19 protein-coding genes and 1 pseudogene are annotated in these 18,178 nt (G+C 41.0%); 4 read left to right on the forward strand and 16 right to left on the reverse strand.

What is annotated here, in order from left to right:
• Positions 1–45 precede the first annotated feature (45 nt).
• From rpsR to rpsF, 3 genes are read right to left on the reverse strand one after another with little or no spacing between them, the layout of a single operon-like run.
• Positions 46–276: a 30S ribosomal protein S18 gene (gene rpsR / locus GKZ87_18580; GenBank protein ID QSI27353.1), complete on the reverse strand. Its 231-nt coding sequence runs from the start codon at positions 274–276 to the stop codon at positions 46–48.
• 20 nt (positions 277–296) lie between these two features.
• Entirely contained in the window at positions 297–773 is a 477-nt protein-coding gene (gene ssb / locus GKZ87_18585) for a single-stranded DNA-binding protein (GenBank protein QSI27354.1), read from the reverse strand.
• A gap of 19 nt (positions 774–792) precedes the next feature.
• A complete protein-coding gene (gene rpsF / locus GKZ87_18590) occupies positions 793–1,086 on the reverse strand; it encodes a 30S ribosomal protein S6 (GenBank protein ID QSI27355.1) in 294 nt (97 codons plus the stop codon).
• An 855-nt stretch (positions 1,087–1,941) separates the two neighbouring features.
• Between rpsF and GKZ87_18595 the strand changes: the two genes are divergently transcribed.
• The gene (locus GKZ87_18595; protein ID QSI27356.1) at positions 1,942–2,976 is read left to right on the forward strand and encodes a hypothetical protein; all 1,035 of its coding nucleotides are present in this window, start codon (positions 1,942–1,944) and stop codon (positions 2,974–2,976) included.
• Between the two features lie 451 nt (positions 2,977–3,427).
• On the opposite strand, the gene GKZ87_18600 is transcribed toward GKZ87_18595, so the two are convergent.
• Positions 3,428–4,252 (reverse strand): hypothetical protein, encoded by an 825-nt coding sequence (locus tag GKZ87_18600; GenBank protein ID QSI27357.1) that lies wholly within the window; start codon positions 4,250–4,252, stop codon positions 3,428–3,430.
• Positions 4,253–4,669: 417 nt separating this feature from the next.
• On the opposite strand from GKZ87_18600, the gene GKZ87_18605 reads away from it, so the two are divergent.
• Positions 4,670–6,025, forward strand: a complete 1,356-nt coding sequence (locus GKZ87_18605; GenBank protein QSI27358.1) for an MATE family efflux transporter — start codon at positions 4,670–4,672, stop codon at positions 6,023–6,025.
• 152 nt (positions 6,026–6,177) lie between these two features.
• Here the strand turns inward: GKZ87_18605 and GKZ87_18610 are convergent, their stop codons facing one another.
• The 5 genes from GKZ87_18610 to GKZ87_18630 form a co-directional block, all read right to left on the reverse strand.
• Positions 6,178–7,494 carry a DEAD/DEAH box helicase gene (locus GKZ87_18610; protein ID QSI27359.1) on the reverse strand — a complete coding sequence of 439 codons (1,317 nt, stop codon included), beginning with the start codon at positions 7,492–7,494 and terminating at the stop codon, positions 6,178–6,180.
• Positions 7,495–7,781: 287 nt separating this feature from the next.
• Positions 7,782–8,261, reverse strand: a complete 480-nt coding sequence (locus tag GKZ87_18615; protein QSI27360.1) for a PTS glucose transporter subunit IIA — start codon at positions 8,259–8,261, stop codon at positions 7,782–7,784.
• Positions 8,262–8,266: 5 nt separating this feature from the next.
• On the reverse strand, positions 8,267–9,643 hold the full coding sequence (locus GKZ87_18620) for a Xaa-Pro aminopeptidase (protein QSI27361.1): 1,377 nt from the start codon (positions 9,641–9,643) through the stop codon (positions 8,267–8,269).
• A gap of 65 nt (positions 9,644–9,708) precedes the next feature.
• Entirely contained in the window at positions 9,709–10,413 is a 705-nt protein-coding gene (locus GKZ87_18625; GenBank protein ID QSI27362.1) for an MBL fold metallo-hydrolase, read from the reverse strand.
• Positions 10,403–11,989, reverse strand: coding sequence for a PTS glucose transporter subunit IIABC (locus tag GKZ87_18630; GenBank protein QSI27363.1), 1,587 nt, complete (start codon positions 11,987–11,989; stop codon positions 10,403–10,405). The genes GKZ87_18625 and GKZ87_18630 overlap by 11 nt, the downstream gene beginning before the upstream one ends.
• A 180-nt stretch (positions 11,990–12,169) precedes the next feature.
• Between GKZ87_18630 and GKZ87_18635 the strand changes: the two genes are divergently transcribed.
• Positions 12,170–13,036, forward strand: a complete 867-nt coding sequence (locus GKZ87_18635) for an arginase family protein (protein ID QSI27364.1) — start codon at positions 12,170–12,172, stop codon at positions 13,034–13,036.
• A 216-nt stretch (positions 13,037–13,252) separates the two neighbouring features.
• Here the strand turns inward: GKZ87_18635 and GKZ87_18640 are convergent, their stop codons facing one another.
• The 7 genes and pseudogenes from GKZ87_18640 to GKZ87_18670 all read right to left on the reverse strand — a co-directional run bounded on the left by GKZ87_18640 (position 13,253) and on the right by GKZ87_18670 (position 17,366).
• Complete coding sequence (locus GKZ87_18640) at positions 13,253–14,014, reverse strand: DeoR family transcriptional regulator (protein ID QSI27365.1); 762 nt, start codon at positions 14,012–14,014, stop codon at positions 13,253–13,255.
• A 270-nt stretch (positions 14,015–14,284) separates the two neighbouring features.
• Positions 14,285–14,710 (reverse strand): IS200/IS605 family transposase, encoded by a 426-nt coding sequence (gene tnpA, locus GKZ87_18645; protein ID QSI27366.1) that lies wholly within the window; start codon positions 14,708–14,710, stop codon positions 14,285–14,287.
• A gap of 117 nt (positions 14,711–14,827) precedes the next feature.
• A pseudogene (locus GKZ87_18650) lies at positions 14,828–15,146 on the reverse strand (hypothetical protein).
• Positions 15,147–15,309: 163 nt separating this feature from the next.
• Positions 15,310–15,807: a DUF1877 family protein gene (locus GKZ87_18655; protein ID QSI27367.1), complete on the reverse strand. Its 498-nt coding sequence runs from the start codon at positions 15,805–15,807 to the stop codon at positions 15,310–15,312.
• Positions 15,808–15,828: 21 nt separating this feature from the next.
• Positions 15,829–16,074 carry a hypothetical protein gene (locus GKZ87_18660; protein ID QSI27368.1) on the reverse strand — a complete coding sequence of 82 codons (246 nt, stop codon included), beginning with the start codon at positions 16,072–16,074 and terminating at the stop codon, positions 15,829–15,831.
• A gap of 3 nt (positions 16,075–16,077) precedes the next feature.
• Positions 16,078–16,881 (reverse strand): helix-turn-helix domain-containing protein, encoded by an 804-nt coding sequence (locus tag GKZ87_18665; protein QSI27369.1) that lies wholly within the window; start codon positions 16,879–16,881, stop codon positions 16,078–16,080.
• A 41-nt stretch (positions 16,882–16,922) separates the two neighbouring features.
• Positions 16,923–17,366 (reverse strand): hypothetical protein, encoded by a 444-nt coding sequence (locus GKZ87_18670; protein QSI27370.1) that lies wholly within the window; start codon positions 17,364–17,366, stop codon positions 16,923–16,925.
• 348 nt (positions 17,367–17,714) lie between these two features.
• Between GKZ87_18670 and GKZ87_18675 the strand changes: the two genes are divergently transcribed.
• Positions 17,715–18,128, forward strand: coding sequence for a conjugal transfer protein (locus tag GKZ87_18675; protein QSI27371.1), 414 nt, complete (start codon positions 17,715–17,717; stop codon positions 18,126–18,128).
• Positions 18,129–18,178: the final 50 nt, after the last annotated feature.

Here is an 18,178-nt window from a genome sequence, read left to right on the forward strand (position 1 = left end):
TATGAAAAAACTCCATCCTGCGACAGATGGAGTGAAATTGCGATATTATTCGCTTACGTAAGGCAGTAAAGCCATCTGGCGTGCACGTTTGATTGCAGTAGCCAGCATACGCTGATATTTTGCACGTGTACCTGTTACACGTCTTGGAATGATTTTTCCGTTAGCGGAAATGAATCTTTTTAATAATTCAACATCCTTGTAGTCGATGCTTTCAATTTTATTTTTCGTAAAGTAACATACTTTTTTACGTCCCATACGCTGTTTTTTGAATGCCATAGAAAATCTCCTTTCTACCATTAAAATGGTAAATCATCACTTGCGATATCTAATGTATCGCTGCTTGTAAAGTCATTGGAGTAGGACTGAGAGCTGCTGTTGTCACTCTGGTAGCCCTGATTGTTTCCCTGCTCATAGTCAGGTACATAGGCATTGCTGTTCGCATTGCTTGCAGCAGCGCTTTTGCTTTCCAGAAACTGTACGCTGTCAGCGACAACCTCTGTTACATACACGCGTTTACCGCTCTGGTCATCATAGCTGCGTGTCTGGATTCTTCCTTCCACACCAACCAGAGAGCCTTTATGAGTATACTGTGCTACGATATCCGCTGTTTTATTCCAGGCAACCGTGTTGATGAAATCAGCATCCGGCTGACCCTCCTGTTTGAAACGGCGGGTACATGCTACAGTAAATGAAACAACAGATGCACCGTTTGCAGTCTTACGCAAGACAGGATCCTTCGTTAAACGACCGACTAATACGACTCTATTGATCATATGTCCATCCTCCTAAGTCTTACTCTTCGTCCTGAGTTTTGATAATCATATAACGTACAATGCTGTGGTTGATACGTGCCAGACGCTCGAATTCATGAATTCCTTCGTTGTTGGCAGTTACGTTCATTACAACATAGTAACCTTTTTTCATGTGATTGATTTCATACGCGAACTCTTTCACGCCCCATTCGTCTACCTTGTCGATAGTACCTTCGTGGTCAGTAATGATTTTGTGTAAGCCATCCATTACCTTTGTGCGTGCTGCATCATCCAAAGATGCGTTCACGATGTACATGATTTCATATTTTTTCATTCTGTACACCTCCTCGTGGTCTTTAGGCCCTATATCCGTTATGTATAGAGCGGGGAGTAGAGATTTCTACCCGTTTACTAATTATATCACGGGGAAATGGTGAAAGTAAAGTGATAATTTGACTTTTTCCATAAGTTCAGAGTAGTAAGGCATTTCTAGATAAGAGAGGGATTGTACGTTTTCTACTTTTATCTTGTTTTTCTTCCTTATAATGATTCATTCGTAATCATATTCCTGATAATATCAACCTATCAATCGCATAATCAGGAAGCAATAGCATTCATATATATGGATTCTTTTTTCAAAACACCTAAATTTTCTTAATCCCTTATAAGCAAACGGTATGGAAAGCAAAAACAAAGCTGTATCAGCTTACAGGACGTATCATATTCGTTATACAACATATAGAGCAAATACATGATGTCAACGCTAACATGAGAAATATTTTTTTCATACTCTGGTTTTTTGATTTTTCTGTATTTCCGACAGGATATATGCTACACTGTAGATACAAAAAAGGAGAGGTTGGTCTATGAGAAACTATATAAATAATACAAGCCATTTACATGGTATTCATCCACAAAAGCCCCGGCCTTTCAGTAGCTCAACCGCTTGCTAGAAGCGTTTTTTCTTATGCTTTTAACAAGTTAAGTTATTCTTTCCCATCCCTGTGTAACACGCTGCAGCTGAACACCGCTTGTCGGCGGTAAGGACTGCCTTGTTTTTGTTGCATCCATTACAGCGTATGAAATTAAACAGCAGGTACTTCTATATGCTAATGAAAGCAACAGCAAAATAAGAGCTCCACCAGATCATATCCCTGAAATACAAATAGCAATATCAGAAAGAAAGGATATGATCATGAATACAAATACAGAGACAGCAGCTATGATTAGTTGTTATGATGATAAAAAGGCATATGACATGTACTGTAAAAAGCTGTTATCAAACAAGCAGATACTCGCCTATGTCATGAAGGGCTGTATTCCGGAATACGCAGAGGTTCCACTGGAGGACATACCGTCCTATATCGAAATGTCTTCCATAAAGAATACAGCGGAGTACGAACATATTGATGATAAGCAGATAGAGGTTACGGATGAGTCCATACCGGGAGCCCAAATTAAATACGATATTCAGTTTGAAGCAGTGATACCATCAAAGCAGTTGACTCCGGATAAGAATACACCCTCGGAAAAGAGGCTTCGCTTAATCATCAACCTGGAAAGCCAGGCAGAGGATAACCCCGGCTATCCTCTGATCAAGCGAGCTTTGTACTATTGCAGTAGATTGATGGCAAGACAGAAGCATCCCAGGGATGGATTTCAGCATTCCGATTATGGTAAAATCAAAAAGGTCTGTTCCATATGGATCTGTATCGGTCACAGCAATCAAAAAAACGATGTCATCAACACCTATAAGATACAGGAAACATGTGAAACAAAGATATGGCATGCCGCAAAGGAGGACTATGATTTGATCACAGCAGTCATGGTGTATCCGAAAAAGGAAGGTGTACGAAAAGCACAGGATATTCCGAATGCAGGAGAGCAGGAGGATGAGAATAAGCAAAGGCTGCTGGAGCTATTAAAGATTTTGTTTATAAAAAATCTCGCAGTAGAGGATAAAAAGAAACAATTACAGAAGACGTATGGTATACTAATGGAGAAGGAGATAGATAAGGAGGTCATGGATATGTGCAACTTTAGTGATTTTATCGAGCAGAGAGGTATGGAGAAGGGCCTGGAAAAAGGAAAAGTGGAAACAACCATTCTTTATGTGACAAAACTGATGCAAAGTATCAATATCAGTGCAGTAGATGCTATGAATATGCTGGATGTTGAAGAAGACATACGACCTGCCATTTTACAATCTCTGCAGCATTCCTGAAAAGCAGTATCACACTATAACCAAAAGGGCTGTACAAGCACAGCTCTTTTCTGTATTTGACACACACCGCGTATGTTCTTGCTATATTATGAAAGCTTATGCAATTATGCAGGAAGCATGTGATAAACACAGCAGTTGAAAGCATCATAAAAAGGTAACAATACACCTTACATAATAATTCTTACCGCGCTTATAAGCGTTGGCTTTTTATAATTTTTATACTTTGGGCGCTGGGCTTAAAGGCTTGCAGATGCAAAAAAGGAGAATGACTCCAGAATACAACTTTGCTGTTGAATATCTATGCTTCTGAAAGCTTCGATCCCTGCTGTACTTTTTCCACTGTAAAATTTATTTCTTGTAAGAAAAAACTAAAAGAAGTCATGCAGAAGCTGATATTCAGAACAGTAATTGCATGACTTTTCTTATTCTATTCGCTATCTAAAAAGACACACTATTTGTGTGTCCATGTTGTCTTTACAAGATCCTTTAGCTGCAGCTTCACGCTATCCTGTCCCTCAACCAGAGCTTTATCCAGACGGAAGCCGTATTCATCCTTATTCTTAGTTTTATTCACACTCAGATACATCCATGGAAGCTCCTGTGTACCGCTATCCAGCAATGCATTGACACTGCCCTCCAGCTCATACGCCTTATGCTTTTTCTCAATATCATGAGAAACAACGGATACAATACTGCCTCCCTGGGAGCTGAATTCACCGCTTGCCTCAAAATAAATCAGGTAAGCGCTCGGTTCTTCCTCTACATCTGATATATAAATGGTATTGCCTTCCCCTTCATATATCTTCTGTCCCTCATTGGAAGAAAGCTCCTTCAGGTTGAAGGTAAATGCTGCATTTTCCTTTGTTTCCTGCTGAATGGTACGGTAATTGCTGGATTCCTGCAAATACCCCATTGCTCTTTTCTGATCGTCAATCGCCACACTGCGGCTGATTGCATAAAAGCTGATCAGAATAATAACGGCTACCAGGATGATAATTACTGCACGGTTTCCCATGCTGCTTTTCCTGTTTTTTAACAGCAGCGGTTCCGGTACATTGCGTATGATACCGTTTAAAAAGGCATCTTCACTTCCATTATATATATCTGCGGGCTTTTGCTTTCGAAGCTGTGCGGTATATAACTGATTAGCAATATCATGCAGCTCCACATTCAGATAACTGCTCTCTCTTATTTTTTTAAGAAGTCGATTTTGTATTTTTCTGTACTCCTGCAGGTACTCCTGTTCCAGCAGGCTCAGTATTTCGTTGTTATCCATATCTATGACCTCTTTCCTGTTCTATTCTAGTATATCATATGAAGACATTTGCGTGAGCATTTATACGATAACAAATGCTTCCGTAAATTACAATGTTTTTTAAGTGAAAATTTATGGAAAAATGTACTTTCATAGAATCTATGCCTATTTCCCAGGAAATGCTGTATGCGGATAAAATTCCTACCAGGTAATTGCAATCTCCAGCTTGTTTGACAATATGCATTTTTCAGGAAAATCCAAGAAACAAAATACAAAGCCTGTCTATTCATATCCGTCCTGTTGCTTGCTGATTCCTGTTTTTTATTAGCTATGACTATATGTATCCAAATAAAAACGAATAAGGTTTTTGTTTATTTTACATTTACCTCAGTAATAAACAGGCGTATAATAAATAACAAATATCAAAGGGGTAGTGAAATGAATAAAGAGAAGTCAAAAAACAGAGGTCTGATGACTGAGGGAGTCATCTGGAAGGAGCTTCTGCTGTTTTCCATACCGCTGCTGCTGGGTAACCTGTTTCAGCAGCTGTATAACGCAGTGGATTCCGTTGTGGTGGGAAATTATATCGGTGCACAGGCTCTGGCGGCTGTTGGTTCCAGCGCACCTGTCATCAATCTGCTGATCAGCTTTTTCATGGGCCTTGCAGTAGGAGCCGGCGTTATTATATCCCGTTATTTCGGGGCACGCTGTAAAGAGGAGCTGCAAATCGCCATCCACACATCATTGGCACTGACCTTTACGGCCGGAATTGCCATGACTGTAATCGGCGTACTCATTTCTCCATATGTACTGGAATGGGTAGGAACACCAAATGATGTCATGGACAGCTCGGTACTCTATCTTCGTATATATTTTCTAGGGATTTTATCCGTAATGGTGTATAACATGGGAAGCGGTATCCTGCGTGCTGTCGGGGATTCCAAAAATCCGCTTTACTTTCTGATTGTTTCCTCTGTTACCAACATCCTTCTGGATATGCTGTTTGTTATTGTATTTAACATGGGTATTGCAGGTGTCGGCTGGGCAACATTGATTGCACAGACCATCAGCGCTATATTGACCATGCTGCTGCTCATGCGGACAAAAGAGGAGTATCAGGTAAAGCTGAAGCACATTCGTTTCAACAGACATATGCTTTATGAAATTGTCCGGCTGGGTCTGCCTAGCGGCTTACAGAATGCCATTGTATCCTTTTCCAATGTCATTGTACAAAGCAATATCAATGCCTTTGGCTCTCTCGCCATGGCAGGATGCGGCTCCTATACCAAGATTGACGGCTTCGCTATCCTTCCAGTCATGAGCTATTCCATGGCATTGACAACCTTTACCGGACAGAATATGGGAGCTAAAAAGTATGACCGGGTGAAACAGGGGGCAAAGACCGGCATTCTGATGAGTGTGCTGACCATTGTCTGTATTTCCGCATTATTGCTGATTCTCGGGCCGAATGTTTTAGCAATATTCTCCAGTGATCCAACCGTTATCAATTATGGTCTGTATATGATGCATATTCTGGCACCCGGCTATATCTTTTTGGCAATATCGCATGCATTTAACGGAATCATACGCGGTGCAGGCATCACGACTGTGCCGATGATTGTTATGGTGACCTGCTGGTGCGGTCTGCGCATGGCCTGGATTCTTACCAGTGTTCCGCTGTTTCATGATATCGGAGTCGTTTTTATGGGCTGGCCGATTACCTGGATTGCCAGTGCCCTGTGGCTGTTCCTGTATTATCGTAAGGGCTCGTGGATGATGCGCTATGATGCTTAATTCATCAAACACATAAACCAATTTCTGTATTAAATTATACAATCATCATAAAAAAAGATTTCTTATGCCGGTATATGATTTATGTAATCATATGGCTTTGAAATCTTTTTTATATATTCATTTACAAAAGGCTTTATCTTTTCTGATGAACGTTATGCAGCGTGCGCAGGACGTTTCTGCGTTTGACTTCTGCGTCTGTGATTCTGCTTTCCGGCTGGTGCTGCCGGCTTCTGTGATGCCTTTGCGGATGCTGCTCTGCGCTTTTCATTACCGTTGGAAGCCGATTTTGAAGGAGTGCTTCTTTTTCTTTTATGCTGCTGCGGTGTTGGTGCAGATACTTCCATATTACGCATTGGAAATTCACGATCCTCCTGAACCGGAATGCGCATACGAATCAGCTTTTCAATACTTTTAATATACTCTGCTTCATTGATATCGGAAAATGCGATAGCGGTTCCCTGTCTTCCTGCTCTGCCGGTACGCCCGATACGGTGAACATACACCTCGGCTTCGTTTGGAATATCATAATTGAATACATGACTCAGCTCCTGTACATCTATCCCTCTTGCGGCTATATCGGTAGCGACCAGTACTCTGCTTTTGCCTTCCTTGAATTGCAGCAGTGCCTGTTGACGGGCATTTTGTGATTTATTGCCATGAATGACACCGGCAGCTACCCCGGCCTCATTCAGATATTTCGCAAGACGGTTCGCATTGCTTTTCGTTCTGGTGAAAACCAGAGCGTTTTGTACCCGTTTTTTATTTAACAGCTTTAGCAGCAGGCGTTTCTTATTTGCCTTATCCACATAATATAAGGTCTGATCTATCTTCTCCACCGTAGTAGCTGCTGGTGTTACCTCGATACTGATTGGATTCTTCAGCAGTGACTCCGCAAGAGCGCGTATTTCCTTTGGCATCGTAGCACTGAAAAACAGTGTCTGCTTCTTCTTTGGCAGCTTTGCAATCAAGCGTTTCACATCTGGTAAAAAGCCCATATCCAGCATACGGTCTGCTTCATCCAGAATAAATATTTCTATTCGTCCGATATCTGCGATCCCCTGCTGAATCAGATCATTCAGTCTGCCAGGTGTAGCCACAAGAATGTCCACACCTGCCCTTAAGATACGTTCCTGCGGCTTCTGTGGAACACCACCGAAAATTACCGCACTGCGAATACTGGTATGCTTTGCATATGCACAGATATTTTCCTGTATCTGGATAGCAAGCTCTCTGGTTGGTGTTACAATCAGGGAACGGATGTATCTTTTCTCATGCCTGTTTAGTAATTGAATTGTCGGTATGGAAAATGCTGCCGTCTTTCCGGTACCTGTCTGTGCACAGCCCAGAATATCTCGTCCCTGCAGTGCATATGGTATTGCCTGTTCCTGAATCGGCGTGGGAGTCAGATATCCCTGTTCGTTTATCGCCTTTAGAATAGGCTCTGTAATGTTTAATGTTTGAAATTTCATGTTCTCTTCTTTCTATCCGGCAAAAAAAGCGATACTTATTGTTCATCCCTAAGTATCGCGTTAGCCTTGAATTTAAGCATTGTCATCATAACACACTTTTATCCGGAACAGAAGATTTTTTTGCATTTTCACATGGTATCACATAGAATCTTCGTTAAAATCATGCCAAATAAAAGGTTATATTACTGCTTTGTAGTAAAGCTATCCCCCTATTTATAAGCTTTTTAGCACTACCCTTTTTCATATCCTTGTGAATATCAGCTTCTCATAGATTGATATAAAACATCTTAAACAAATGTTCCAACAGCATCACCCTGAGAAATATTTCTTTTTGAAATAAAGCTCACATCCTTTGCATCTGCAGGCAGTTGCGTAACAATCATCATAACTGTCATATCATATCCTTCTGCCACCAAATTCTCAACATTACAGCGAACAATCGGCTGATCCTGTTTTACCTTATCCCCCTGCTTACAAAAAATCTGAAATCCTTTCCCCTTCAAAGAAACAGTATCAATTCCGATATGTACCAAAACTCCTGCACCGTTTTCCATACGTATTGCAAATGCATGCCCTGTTGGATACAAAACCTCTAACGTACCACTTACAGGCGCTGTAATCATATCATCCTGCGGTTTAATTGCAAAGGTTTTCCCCAGTAGCTGCTGAGCAAATATCTCATCCTTAATGTTTTCAGCTGGAAGCTGTTCACCGCTTACAACTGCATTCATATGCATTTGTTTCTTTTTCCTTAATTTTACAAACATAATATTTACCCTTTCCGGCATATTAAAGCTGCCTTTTTATTCAACATAAATGGCCTGCAATATGCTGTAGCTATGCTAGTCGGTAATATCTCCTTTGAGATATGAATTCCTAATACATTTATAATATATGCTCTACGTCTTTCAATTCTTGCCCAAAGCCCGGGGTATTCCGCTTTTATATCATTCTGCAGCTTTTCATCCGCTATCAATATACCGCTTTCACAATTGATTCCCTGATAACCTTTTAAAGAGGGAATGATATCTATCTGAAACAGCATACCGCTTTTGATCTGTTCATTTGAATTTTCATAAATTGGAGAGGTCAGCCACTCCTCATCCGCACACAAATGTCCGGGACACAGATTCCAGCCGTAAATCCCTTTGGGTAAACAGGCTTCTACAAGGTCATACAATTCCTTACCACGCATCCCGATATGAATAGTTTCCAACCATTGCTGAACAGTATAATAATAAGGATACACTACCTTTTCCATATAATCCTTTTGCCCTGCTGGAAGCTCCTTAGATGATGTTATAGCAAATCCGACACGGCTTTGTAACCCACCCTTAAATCCAGTTGTTATAGAAATAGGATCCTGCCAGGCAATTTTTTTTGCACTTGGATACATATTCCCCTTCACAAAACGGGGACCGCTGTCCATAATTGTTACAACATTATGATATTGTCCAAAGCAGTCCAGAGATTGTGCTACCTCCAATTCAGAAACACCTATAGCTATGGTATCCAGTGCCTGCAAAATACAATTTCCCGAAAGAGCAGCCCCAAACTCATAATGCGCAAATTCATTGGCATTATTACATAATCTCACACCGTTATCCCCTATAAACATATAGGTTGTATTCCATAATTCTCCTGAGGTCACCTGCTTGATCGCTTCAATAATATAGTTAGGAATATCGAATAGTTCTTTGTTATTATCACAGCTGCTGGTGAAATATTTCCAGCCAACCAGACCAATTCTTTTGGCAGAATCGATATTCGTTTCTCTTAATATATCCGCAACTGAGCAATTCCTGTCCATTGGCTGTCTCGGTAATGAAAAATGCGGCATATGCACAGGGTAAGCTTCTATTCTAGCCTTTTCTGCCTTATTCAAATTCTCATTTCCAAGAACGAGATAGGCTGTTCCATTTTCATGCAGTACAAGTAAGGCTTCTTCAAATCGCGGAAGAAAGCCGACAAGATACTCAAAATTTGAGCCATGCTCCATATCAGCATATATGATTATTGCATTTACTGCATCCTGCTTCATTTTTTTTAAGATTGCTTCCTTACGTTTAAGCATAGTTTCATCACTTAGCATAACCGGAAACAAATCTGTTTCTATTTCAGGACGCTCGATCTCCTTTATAGTTACCATTGCAATCTCCTTCTTTCTATTTAAGGGGATACCTGCACACTGCAGCATCCCCTGTTCACTATTATCTATCTATTATTTAAAATATGATATTTGAACGCAATCTGAATACAGCTTTTGGCTTTTTCACCAAATAAAGGTACACCATGAGAACTTAAAATCATATCCGGTTTAAGCTCCATTTCATATAACCGCGTAAAGCTTTTCGTCATATTATCCGGATTATAGGTTAAATCACCCTTCCATCCGGTTTGTGCAAACTCTCCTCGTTCTCCACAGGGATAAAAGAAATCTCCTGAAAATACAACTGTCTCCTTATCAATTTCAGCTATATAAAGAACAGTGCCGTTTGTATGACCGGGCATTTTATATGCCTGCAGTCGTATATCACCAATAAGAAAGCTTTCATCCTTCGTAATCAGGTAATCAGGATCACAGGGAGGCATGATATGGTTGATACAGGGACTGTTCTTACCTAGACATCCACTTTTCAGCATTACTGCATCCTCCTCCCCTATTATGATTTCAGCACCTAATTTTTGAAAATATGCTGCATTTCCACAATGATCGTCATGCCCATGTGTTAAAAATACATGTGTTATTTTACATTCATCAATAGACCAATAAGTCATCGTTCGTTTCATCACATCCAAAGCGTCCGGCATCCCTGTGTCAATCAGTATATATCCGTCCTTATATGCGAGTGCATAAACACTGCCAAGTGTTCCATATTCGGCTCCTGTTAATTGATAAATTCTGTTTCTAAGCTTCATTTACTAATTCTCCTTCTTTCTTTTCTTCCTCAATCTGCATTATATAATCTTCAAGGTCTGTTCGTATATTTGACACCTGAGGCCCATATACCACCTGAATACTATTTCCTTTTAAAACTATGCCCACAGATCCTGATTGCTTTAATAAATCTTGCTGTACCCTGCTGCCATCCTGTAAACGCACTCTTAAACGTGTTGCACAGGCATCTATATCAATAATATTTGTTAATCCTCCCAGTCCTTCCAGAATAACAGCACTTTTCTCCAGCTTTCCCTTGTTTAAATATTCTTTTTTTGAATGCAGTCGAACAGCTTCCTCTGTATCTTCACGTCCAGGAGTCTTAAAATTGAATTTCAATATCAAGAATTTAAACAGGAAATAGTAAACTGCAAACGCAACAATACCTATAAGCACTACATAAATCCACCTGGTTCGTTCTTCCCCAAGAATTACACCATACAAAAGGAAATCCAATGCCCCTGCAGAGAAATTATTACATACACCGCAGGCAAGCATATGTGCTGCCATAAAGCATAACCCGCCAAGTACGGAATGAACTCCAAAGTAAAGTAACGGGGAAACAAATAAGAAAGAGAATTCAATAGGCTCGGTAATGCCTGTTAGAAAGGACGCTAACGCAGCAGACAGCAATAAGCCTTTCACTTTCTTTTTATTTTTTGCAAAGGCCGTATGGTACATAGCCAAAGCAGCACCTGGAAGACCAAACATCATCATTGCAAACTCGCCTGAATAAAATCTTCCTACCTCCGCACTGATAGGCAGCCCCATACGCAATTGCTCGATCATAATATTCTGACAGCCATACAGCATCTCACCGTTGATCATCGCAGATCCGCCAATAGCAGTCTGCCAAAACGGAAGGTAAAAGACATGATGCAATCCAGTTGGAATTAAAAGGCGGTAAATAAAGCCATAAAGGAAGGTACCAAAATATCCCATTTTCGCAACTGCAATTCCTAAAGCTGCAATGCCTGATGCCACTGCAGGCCAAATCAGTGTCATAAACGAACCTAATAAAATCGCAGCGATTGTAGAGATTATCGGTATAAAATTTAATCCACCAAAAAAGGAAAGCAATTCAGGCAGCTTGATATTGTAATATCTGTTATGCAAAACAGATACAATATATCCCATAATAACACCGCCTAATACGCTGGTGTTCATACAATTCGTGAATCCTAAAAAGTCACTAATCAGCCCTGGTGTCTGTTGTAATGTCTCAACATCCATAAAGTTATTTACAACACTTGCATTTGCCATATTCATTACAAAATACGCAAATACTGCTGAGATTGCAGCAACCTCTTTATTTTTCTTTGCCAATCCCAACGCAACAGCAGTACATAAAAGCAACGGTAATATACTAAATACCGCATCCCCACAATCTCCTAAAACACATAGGAATTTATACAGCATAGAGCCTTCTGCGATATAACCTGATGTAGTAAGAGAAGAGCCAATCCCCAGAAATAAACCGGCAAGAGGTAAAACAGCGATAGGAAGCAAAAATGATCTTCCCATTTTTTGTAATGTTCCGAAAATCTTGTCTTTCATATTTTTTCTCCTTATGTAATTCATGAACATCAAAGGCCTAGGATATTTTGATGCATACCTTACGCTATAATTCTTGCACATTACGCAATATTTTGCAATAGTTTGCATAAATATTTTAAATTTAATGCAAACTATTGCATTTTTATGCATTGTGATATATTATCATTATGAGGTGATGAAATGAAAACAGAAACTTTAAGAATTATCTATCCACAATGGGAGGGTGGAAACCGCTTTGTATATGCATTTGGCGCTAAGATACTTTCCTATCTTTCACCGGATTCTGAGGATGAAACACTGGAGCTTCCTCTAGTAGAAGAATATCCGACCATGATTGAAGACGGCATTGCATATAAATCCTCTATATTAAAGCAGGCAAATGAACTTCTCAACACGCTAAAGACGAAAAAGCCTGGTAAGCTCGTTGTCTTTGGTGGCGATTGTAGCATTAGTCTAGCCCCTTTTACATATTTATTGGATAAATACGGGATAAAAAATACCGCTATCCTGTGGATAGACCGGCACGGAGATATTTCTGTTACCGGGGAAACTACAGATTATCATGCTATGGTGCTTTCTTCCTTTCTTGGGGAAGGTGATGTCGATTTTCGTGAATTTGTCACACAGAAAATAGATATCTCACATGTGCTTCATATCGGCGTTAACGATACAGAAAAGGAATTTTCGCGTTCTTTAGGACAAAAGTATGCTTTTAATAATGTTCCTCCTGAAGCATTTGCTAATAACAGTGATGCCGTGCTGAATAAGCTTCGTTCTATGAATGTAGCGAATATACTTATCCATTTAGATATCGATGTATTGGATCTGTCTTCATTCCGATCTCAATCTTCAGCGAACCCTGATGTTTATTTTGATCGTTTGAAAATCATTAAACCAGGAGCAGCCTTTGAAGCAATAACGCGATTACTGCAGGATATTGATCACCTTTATAATATTGTTGGTCTGTCAATTGCTGAATATCTTCCTTGGGATCTGATGAATCTTTCTAAAATGCTGAGTGAGCTACCCTTACTTCGTAAAAAATGACGTTTGTCGTTCATATGCTCAATAATGATAATATAATTCACAACAGCTATTTACGATACATGTGATGCTATACAATTTAGGTGTTTAATTCGTGCTATTACCTAATAGAAGAAGAGCTGAAAAAGCAAAATCATCCTATTTGGAGATAATTTTGCTTTTTTTATATTTGTGAGTAGTTTATTTCTTGTATAAAAAAGGATAGCTGTTTATCTTACTTTATTTATTACAAATCAAAATCTCTACATCAGCCTCACGCAACGCTTTTTCAATCTCATACTCTACTTCACGATCTGTAATTAAAATATCTATTTTATCTAAACCGCTGATAAAATAATGGCCTTTTAAGCCAAATTTGCTATGATCTGCCAATACCACTACCTTTTGGGCATGCGCAATCATCGCCTTATTAACATTGCCTTCTTCAACTGTACTTGTATATATGCCATAGGCATCGCAGCCTATTACTCCCAAAAATACATAATCTGTGAAAAAGCTGTTTATTTTATCTATTGTATCTGAACCAACAATTCTCATATGTTTTCTTTTTATATTTCCGGGCAATATGTAAATGCTGTCATTTCCAATATTTGCAAAGCCCTGTGCCACTGTCATAGAATTTGTAATGACATCAAGCCTTAAATCCTTTAAGAAAGGTATTACCGCATCGACAGTTGAGGAAGATCCAAAAAACGCGGAATCTCCATTCCGTACAAGCTCAGCAGCTTTTTTTCCAATTTCATTTTTTTCTTCCATATGCATTTTATGACGTTTTTTATATTGGAAGGCGGGAGCCTTAACATCATGTATGACTGCTCCCCCAAAGGTTCTCTCGATACGATGGTCTTTCTCCAACCGCATTAAATCTCTACGTATTGTGTCCTTTGATACATTCAACTGATCAGCCAATTCTTTGATTGTCGCCCCGTTATGATCATTGAGGAAGGCCACAATTTTATCCAGTCTTTCTGCAATCAGCATACATATTCCACCTTTCCCTTTATTTGTAAAGTATATAACATCATGCACTTTTTTGCAATATTTTGCATTTTCATACTTCAGCTATCTATGTTTTTCATTTCAATCCGGTTATCAAAATTGTTTCTATGGCTATTTTCTTGATAAATCATAACCACTAGTTGAACTAGTGGTTTGAGTGAGCCCTATAAGGGCTTGTTACCAGCGGCGTTATTCACGCTCTGAAGGGCTACCAAACGCACCATCTTCACTGGCTGGCTCTAAAGAGCCTTTTTATTTGCCTTCTTTTACTACTTTTTCACCCGTAAACGGGTCAATGAATTCTTTCATACTCATTTGATCCGCGAGTTTATCTTCTGCTAATTGATTTTGTATATATTCTTGTATCATTTTCGTGTTTTTCCCTACTGTATCTGCGAAAAAACCTCTTGCCCAAAAATGCCTGTTTCCATATTTATATTTCAAATTTGCAAACTGGTCAAATATCATTAAACTGCTTTTTCCTTTTAGCTCTCCCATAAATGCGGATACGCTATATTTTGGCGGTATTTCCACTAGCATATGGATATGATCTGGACACAACTCTGCTTCTAATATCGTTACTCCTTTTCTTTCACATATCGTTCTCAATATCTTTCCAATTTCTTTTTTATATTTTCCATAGATTGCTAATCTTCTATATTTAGGTGCAAATACAATATGATATTTACACCTCCATTTAGGTCAGTTTACAAGGAACTACACGCAGACCACGAAACGGGGGCTGCTGACAACAAATAAAGGTTGAGTATCAAGCACCGGGAAAGTGCGAGATATTCAGCCTGTTTTGTTGTCCGGGGTTTCCAAAGGGGCTTGCCCCTTGGCACACGACTTTGCTTGCAAAGTGTAGTGTGTTATACGCTCTGTCGGCGTTGCCGTAAAAATGCCATTGCCGCCGGGGAGGGCAAGGGCATTTGAAGCGGCAGGAAAACGGGGCTGTGATTGCGTGGCGTGGAGCCGCAACCGCAGGACTGGTTTCATCAGCAGACAGGGCGTATATGAAAGCCCCCGTCCCTCGTCCCACGCCAGACTTCGGGACAAAATGTCCCGAACTTGTGGACACACTCTCGAAAAAGCAGCCGGATTTTTCTCTCAAAATTGAAATGGGCGGGAAGCCATTTTAAGGGCTTTCCCGCCTTGATTGCCTATTAGCAAAGGCGGACGGGACTGTCAACGGCGGCGCATTTATGCGCCGTTCATCTTGACCGTTGACTGGATCGGCTGACTTTGCTATTTCAGCAACAGTTGAAATTATACAGTTAATAGATTGACACTAAAACGGCGCTCTCTTGTGCTGCCATTTTTTCATAAAACTTTTTCAAATTTTCAAATGAATTTCTTAAATCATCTTTAATTTCATCTGCTTCATCTTCGTATCCCCAAATATTGGGGTAAATATCATTTTGGGAAAACGCACTCATATCAAATTTATCAAGATATGTTTCAAAATCAATTTCTTGCAACGCCCTGGCTATTTCTTTCACCCTATCAGCTTTCGTTCCAGATATAAAGTCTTCTTCAGATATATTGAACTGTCCTACAATCGCTTCACTGATTAAATCATCTTCAATCGGTTCGCTGGCAGATTTCCCCGTCAGTAAAAAATGAAGTGCGTCCCACATTTTATCTATATCACAAATTTCTATGTCCTCACTTTCTTGTAATTCTTCCACATCATCAAGGCACGTGATTTTTTCTAATTCAATGTCAGTGGTTGGTTGATAATTTGCAATCATTCCCATTTGCATTTCCTCCATATTTCGATTTGTTCTTTTGCTTTATCTTCCCACAAAAAGAAAGAAAATCCCACAAGCAATAATTACAACGCCCAGAACGCCCATAAAGACACGATACCCGCCCTGTCCGAATATGTCATAGATAAAGCGTCCGGGGCCGTTTGGTCTTTCTCCATCCGGGCTTGTGACCCACCGCCAGTTAAAAATTGCTCCCAACAGTGTCAGCCCACCGCCCGCAATCACCACATACTGCCAGTGGTCTTTTAAGTATGCAACGACATTCTCCATGTACTACCCCCTTTTTCCTCGCTGTGGGTTCGGATTTTTCAGCAAGTCGGACTTCTCCGAAATCTTTTTAAGCCATTTCTTTTCTTCCTCGGACAGCTTCTTATAATTCAGCCGAAGCCGTTTGCAGATAAACGCCAGCGACGCTTGCTCCGGGTCGCTGTCCTCTCTGGCAACTTCATCGGCGGCCTGCAACAATCCTTTCAGCGGGGTATCCTCCGGGACGCTGAAAAAATCGTCCCTGTGGGCTTCCCGCAGGTCAAGAGCTATGCTGTTTATGTCCTGCTGTATCACATAGCGGCAAAAGCTGTCATCATCAATATGGGCGGCGATAAGCTGTCTTAACTGCGGGTCGGTCAAGCCGGGATTGTGCTGCTTCATAATGGTCGCGCTCACAGCGTCTACAATGGCGTTTGCGCTCTGCACCTGTTTTCCCGCCACGCCGTTCACATAGATTTCAAGGTCAGCCATGAGCCGAGGAAAATCCGGGTGCGCCGCCAGCTCACACAAGAGGGAATTGTCCACCCGCCCGCTTTTCAATAGTTCAATCATATCATCACTCAAACGCAGGTCTGCAAGATCGGCGTTTGAGTGATTTTTTGTTTGGGACAGCCCCAGCAGATAATCAGTGGTCACGCCGTAAAACTTCGCCAGCTTGATAAGGGCATAGTGGCTGATGTCCTTGAAATCCTCCGCTTCATAACTGCCCAATGCAGACTTGGAGAGGTGCGTCTGCTCCGCAAGCTGTTCCAGCGTCAGCCCACGCTCCACACGCAGGTCTTTCAATCGTTCTTGTATGGAAAGTTCCATGCTCTCCCTCCTTGTCTGCTTGATAAACTGAAAGTTGTAGATTAGTCCCACACGATTTCCAAACAATTAAAGTTTTCTGGAATTGGTGGTACACACGAATAAATATTTAATTCAGATGCCTTTATTGTAATTACTCCGTCAGAGCATAGCCATTCGCAATTTACTAATTTTTCTAATTCCGTAGGCAAAATGGTTGTGCAAATCACGATTGAATCTCCTGCAAGAACTAATTCTTCTGCCCCATTGTTTTCTACGATTTCTGTATCATCGTGCAGAGCAACACGCACCCACGCTATGTTAGGCATTAACTCAATCTTTTGTAGCATATCCCATATTTCAGAAAGAGTCGGTCGCCCAAATTCCCATTGGTTCGGAGCAATGGAGTCCTCTTCTGTATTTCCATTGAAAAATTCATCGAGCGTTAGTAATGGAAAACGTTCTTCATTTTCTTCCAATATTTTTTTGAATGTACCCAACTCTATCATAATCACAATTCTCCTTTCAAATTTCGATTTCCTGTTCCGTTTCTTCCATTTTACCACAATTCCGAGAGCGTGGAAATAGAGAGTTTTCCGGGGTGATTTCCGACCTTATGGATATACGGGGCGGGCGGTCTTTTAGGTGTAGACTTAGGGTAGTTCATCGATGAGCTGCACCTTAAAAAATGAATGACCGTCCGAAAAGGAATACCCCGGCAGGGGAAGCACCGCAACGAGCCACTTAGGGACAAAATGTCCCGAAGTCCGGGGAGCGTGCCAACGCTGGAACACGCCGCAGGAATGGGGCAGGAAGCCTTTTCGGGGAGAACGGCTAAGGAAAAATGGAGGGAACACATGAGAGAGAACCCATATAAACGACTGCCGCCCATAGAACGCAGGCAGGACGGTTCCCTTTACCGCATGACACCGGCACAGAGGAAACAGGCAAACACCCTGATCCGCCGGGAGTGCTGCTGTTATGAGGACGGGAACTGTATGCTCCTTGACGATGGGGACACCCACACCTGCCCCCAGACCATTTCTTTCTCGGTCTGCTGTAAGTGGTTCCGCTGGTCGGTCTTGCCGCAAATCGGGACGCTGGAAGCAGAGATTTTCCGGGATAAGGAGCTAAAACGCTGTGCGGTCTGCGGCAGAGTGTTCGTCCCAAAGTCCAACCGGGCGAAATATTGTCCCGACTGTGCCGCCAGAGTTCACAGGCGGCAGAAAGCGGAAAGTGAACGGAAAAGGAGGTCGAGTGTGGACAATTAGGCAGGAAAAAAGCCTTGATTTATAAGGCTTCCAGAGGGCAGAACCGGGGC

The sequence above is a fragment of the Erysipelotrichaceae bacterium 66202529 genome, assembly GCA_017161075.1.
In the GTDB taxonomy this organism is placed as follows: domain Bacteria; phylum Bacillota_I; class Bacilli_A; order Erysipelotrichales; family Erysipelotrichaceae; genus Clostridium_AQ.

Coding starts and splice junctions, on each gene's coding strand:
- GKZ87_18655 (QSI27367.1), bottom strand. CDS start 15,807: ATGGAGGAAATGCAAATGGGAATGATTGCAAATTATCAACCAACCACT.
- GKZ87_18640 (QSI27365.1), bottom strand. CDS start 14,014: ATGCTGATTGCAGAAAGACTGGATAAAATTGTGGCCTTCCTCAATGAT.
- ssb (QSI27354.1), bottom strand. CDS start 773: ATGATCAATAGAGTCGTATTAGTCGGTCGTTTAACGAAGGATCCTGTC.
- GKZ87_18675 (QSI27371.1), top strand. CDS start 17,715: ATGAGAGAGAACCCATATAAACGACTGCCGCCCATAGAACGCAGGCAG.
- GKZ87_18625 (QSI27362.1), bottom strand. CDS start 10,413: ATGAAGCTTAGAAACAGAATTTATCAATTAACAGGAGCCGAATATGGA.
- GKZ87_18605 (QSI27358.1), top strand. CDS start 4,670: ATGAATAAAGAGAAGTCAAAAAACAGAGGTCTGATGACTGAGGGAGTC.
- GKZ87_18595 (QSI27356.1), top strand. CDS start 1,942: ATGATCATGAATACAAATACAGAGACAGCAGCTATGATTAGTTGTTAT.
- GKZ87_18620 (QSI27361.1), bottom strand. CDS start 9,643: ATGGTAACTATAAAGGAGATCGAGCGTCCTGAAATAGAAACAGATTTG.
- GKZ87_18615 (QSI27360.1), bottom strand. CDS start 8,261: ATGTTTGTAAAATTAAGGAAAAAGAAACAAATGCATATGAATGCAGTT.
- rpsF (QSI27355.1), bottom strand. CDS start 1,086: ATGAAAAAATATGAAATCATGTACATCGTGAACGCATCTTTGGATGAT.
- GKZ87_18600 (QSI27357.1), bottom strand. CDS start 4,252: ATGGATAACAACGAAATACTGAGCCTGCTGGAACAGGAGTACCTGCAG.
- rpsR (QSI27353.1), bottom strand. CDS start 276: ATGGCATTCAAAAAACAGCGTATGGGACGTAAAAAAGTATGTTACTTT.
- GKZ87_18670 (QSI27370.1), bottom strand. CDS start 17,366: ATGATAGAGTTGGGTACATTCAAAAAAATATTGGAAGAAAATGAAGAA.
- GKZ87_18660 (QSI27368.1), bottom strand. CDS start 16,074: ATGGAGAATGTCGTTGCATACTTAAAAGACCACTGGCAGTATGTGGTG.
- GKZ87_18665 (QSI27369.1), bottom strand. CDS start 16,881: ATGGAACTTTCCATACAAGAACGATTGAAAGACCTGCGTGTGGAGCGT.
- GKZ87_18630 (QSI27363.1), bottom strand. CDS start 11,989: ATGAAAGACAAGATTTTCGGAACATTACAAAAAATGGGAAGATCATTT.
- GKZ87_18635 (QSI27364.1), top strand. CDS start 12,170: ATGAAAACAGAAACTTTAAGAATTATCTATCCACAATGGGAGGGTGGA.
- GKZ87_18610 (QSI27359.1), bottom strand. CDS start 7,494: ATGAAATTTCAAACATTAAACATTACAGAGCCTATTCTAAAGGCGATA.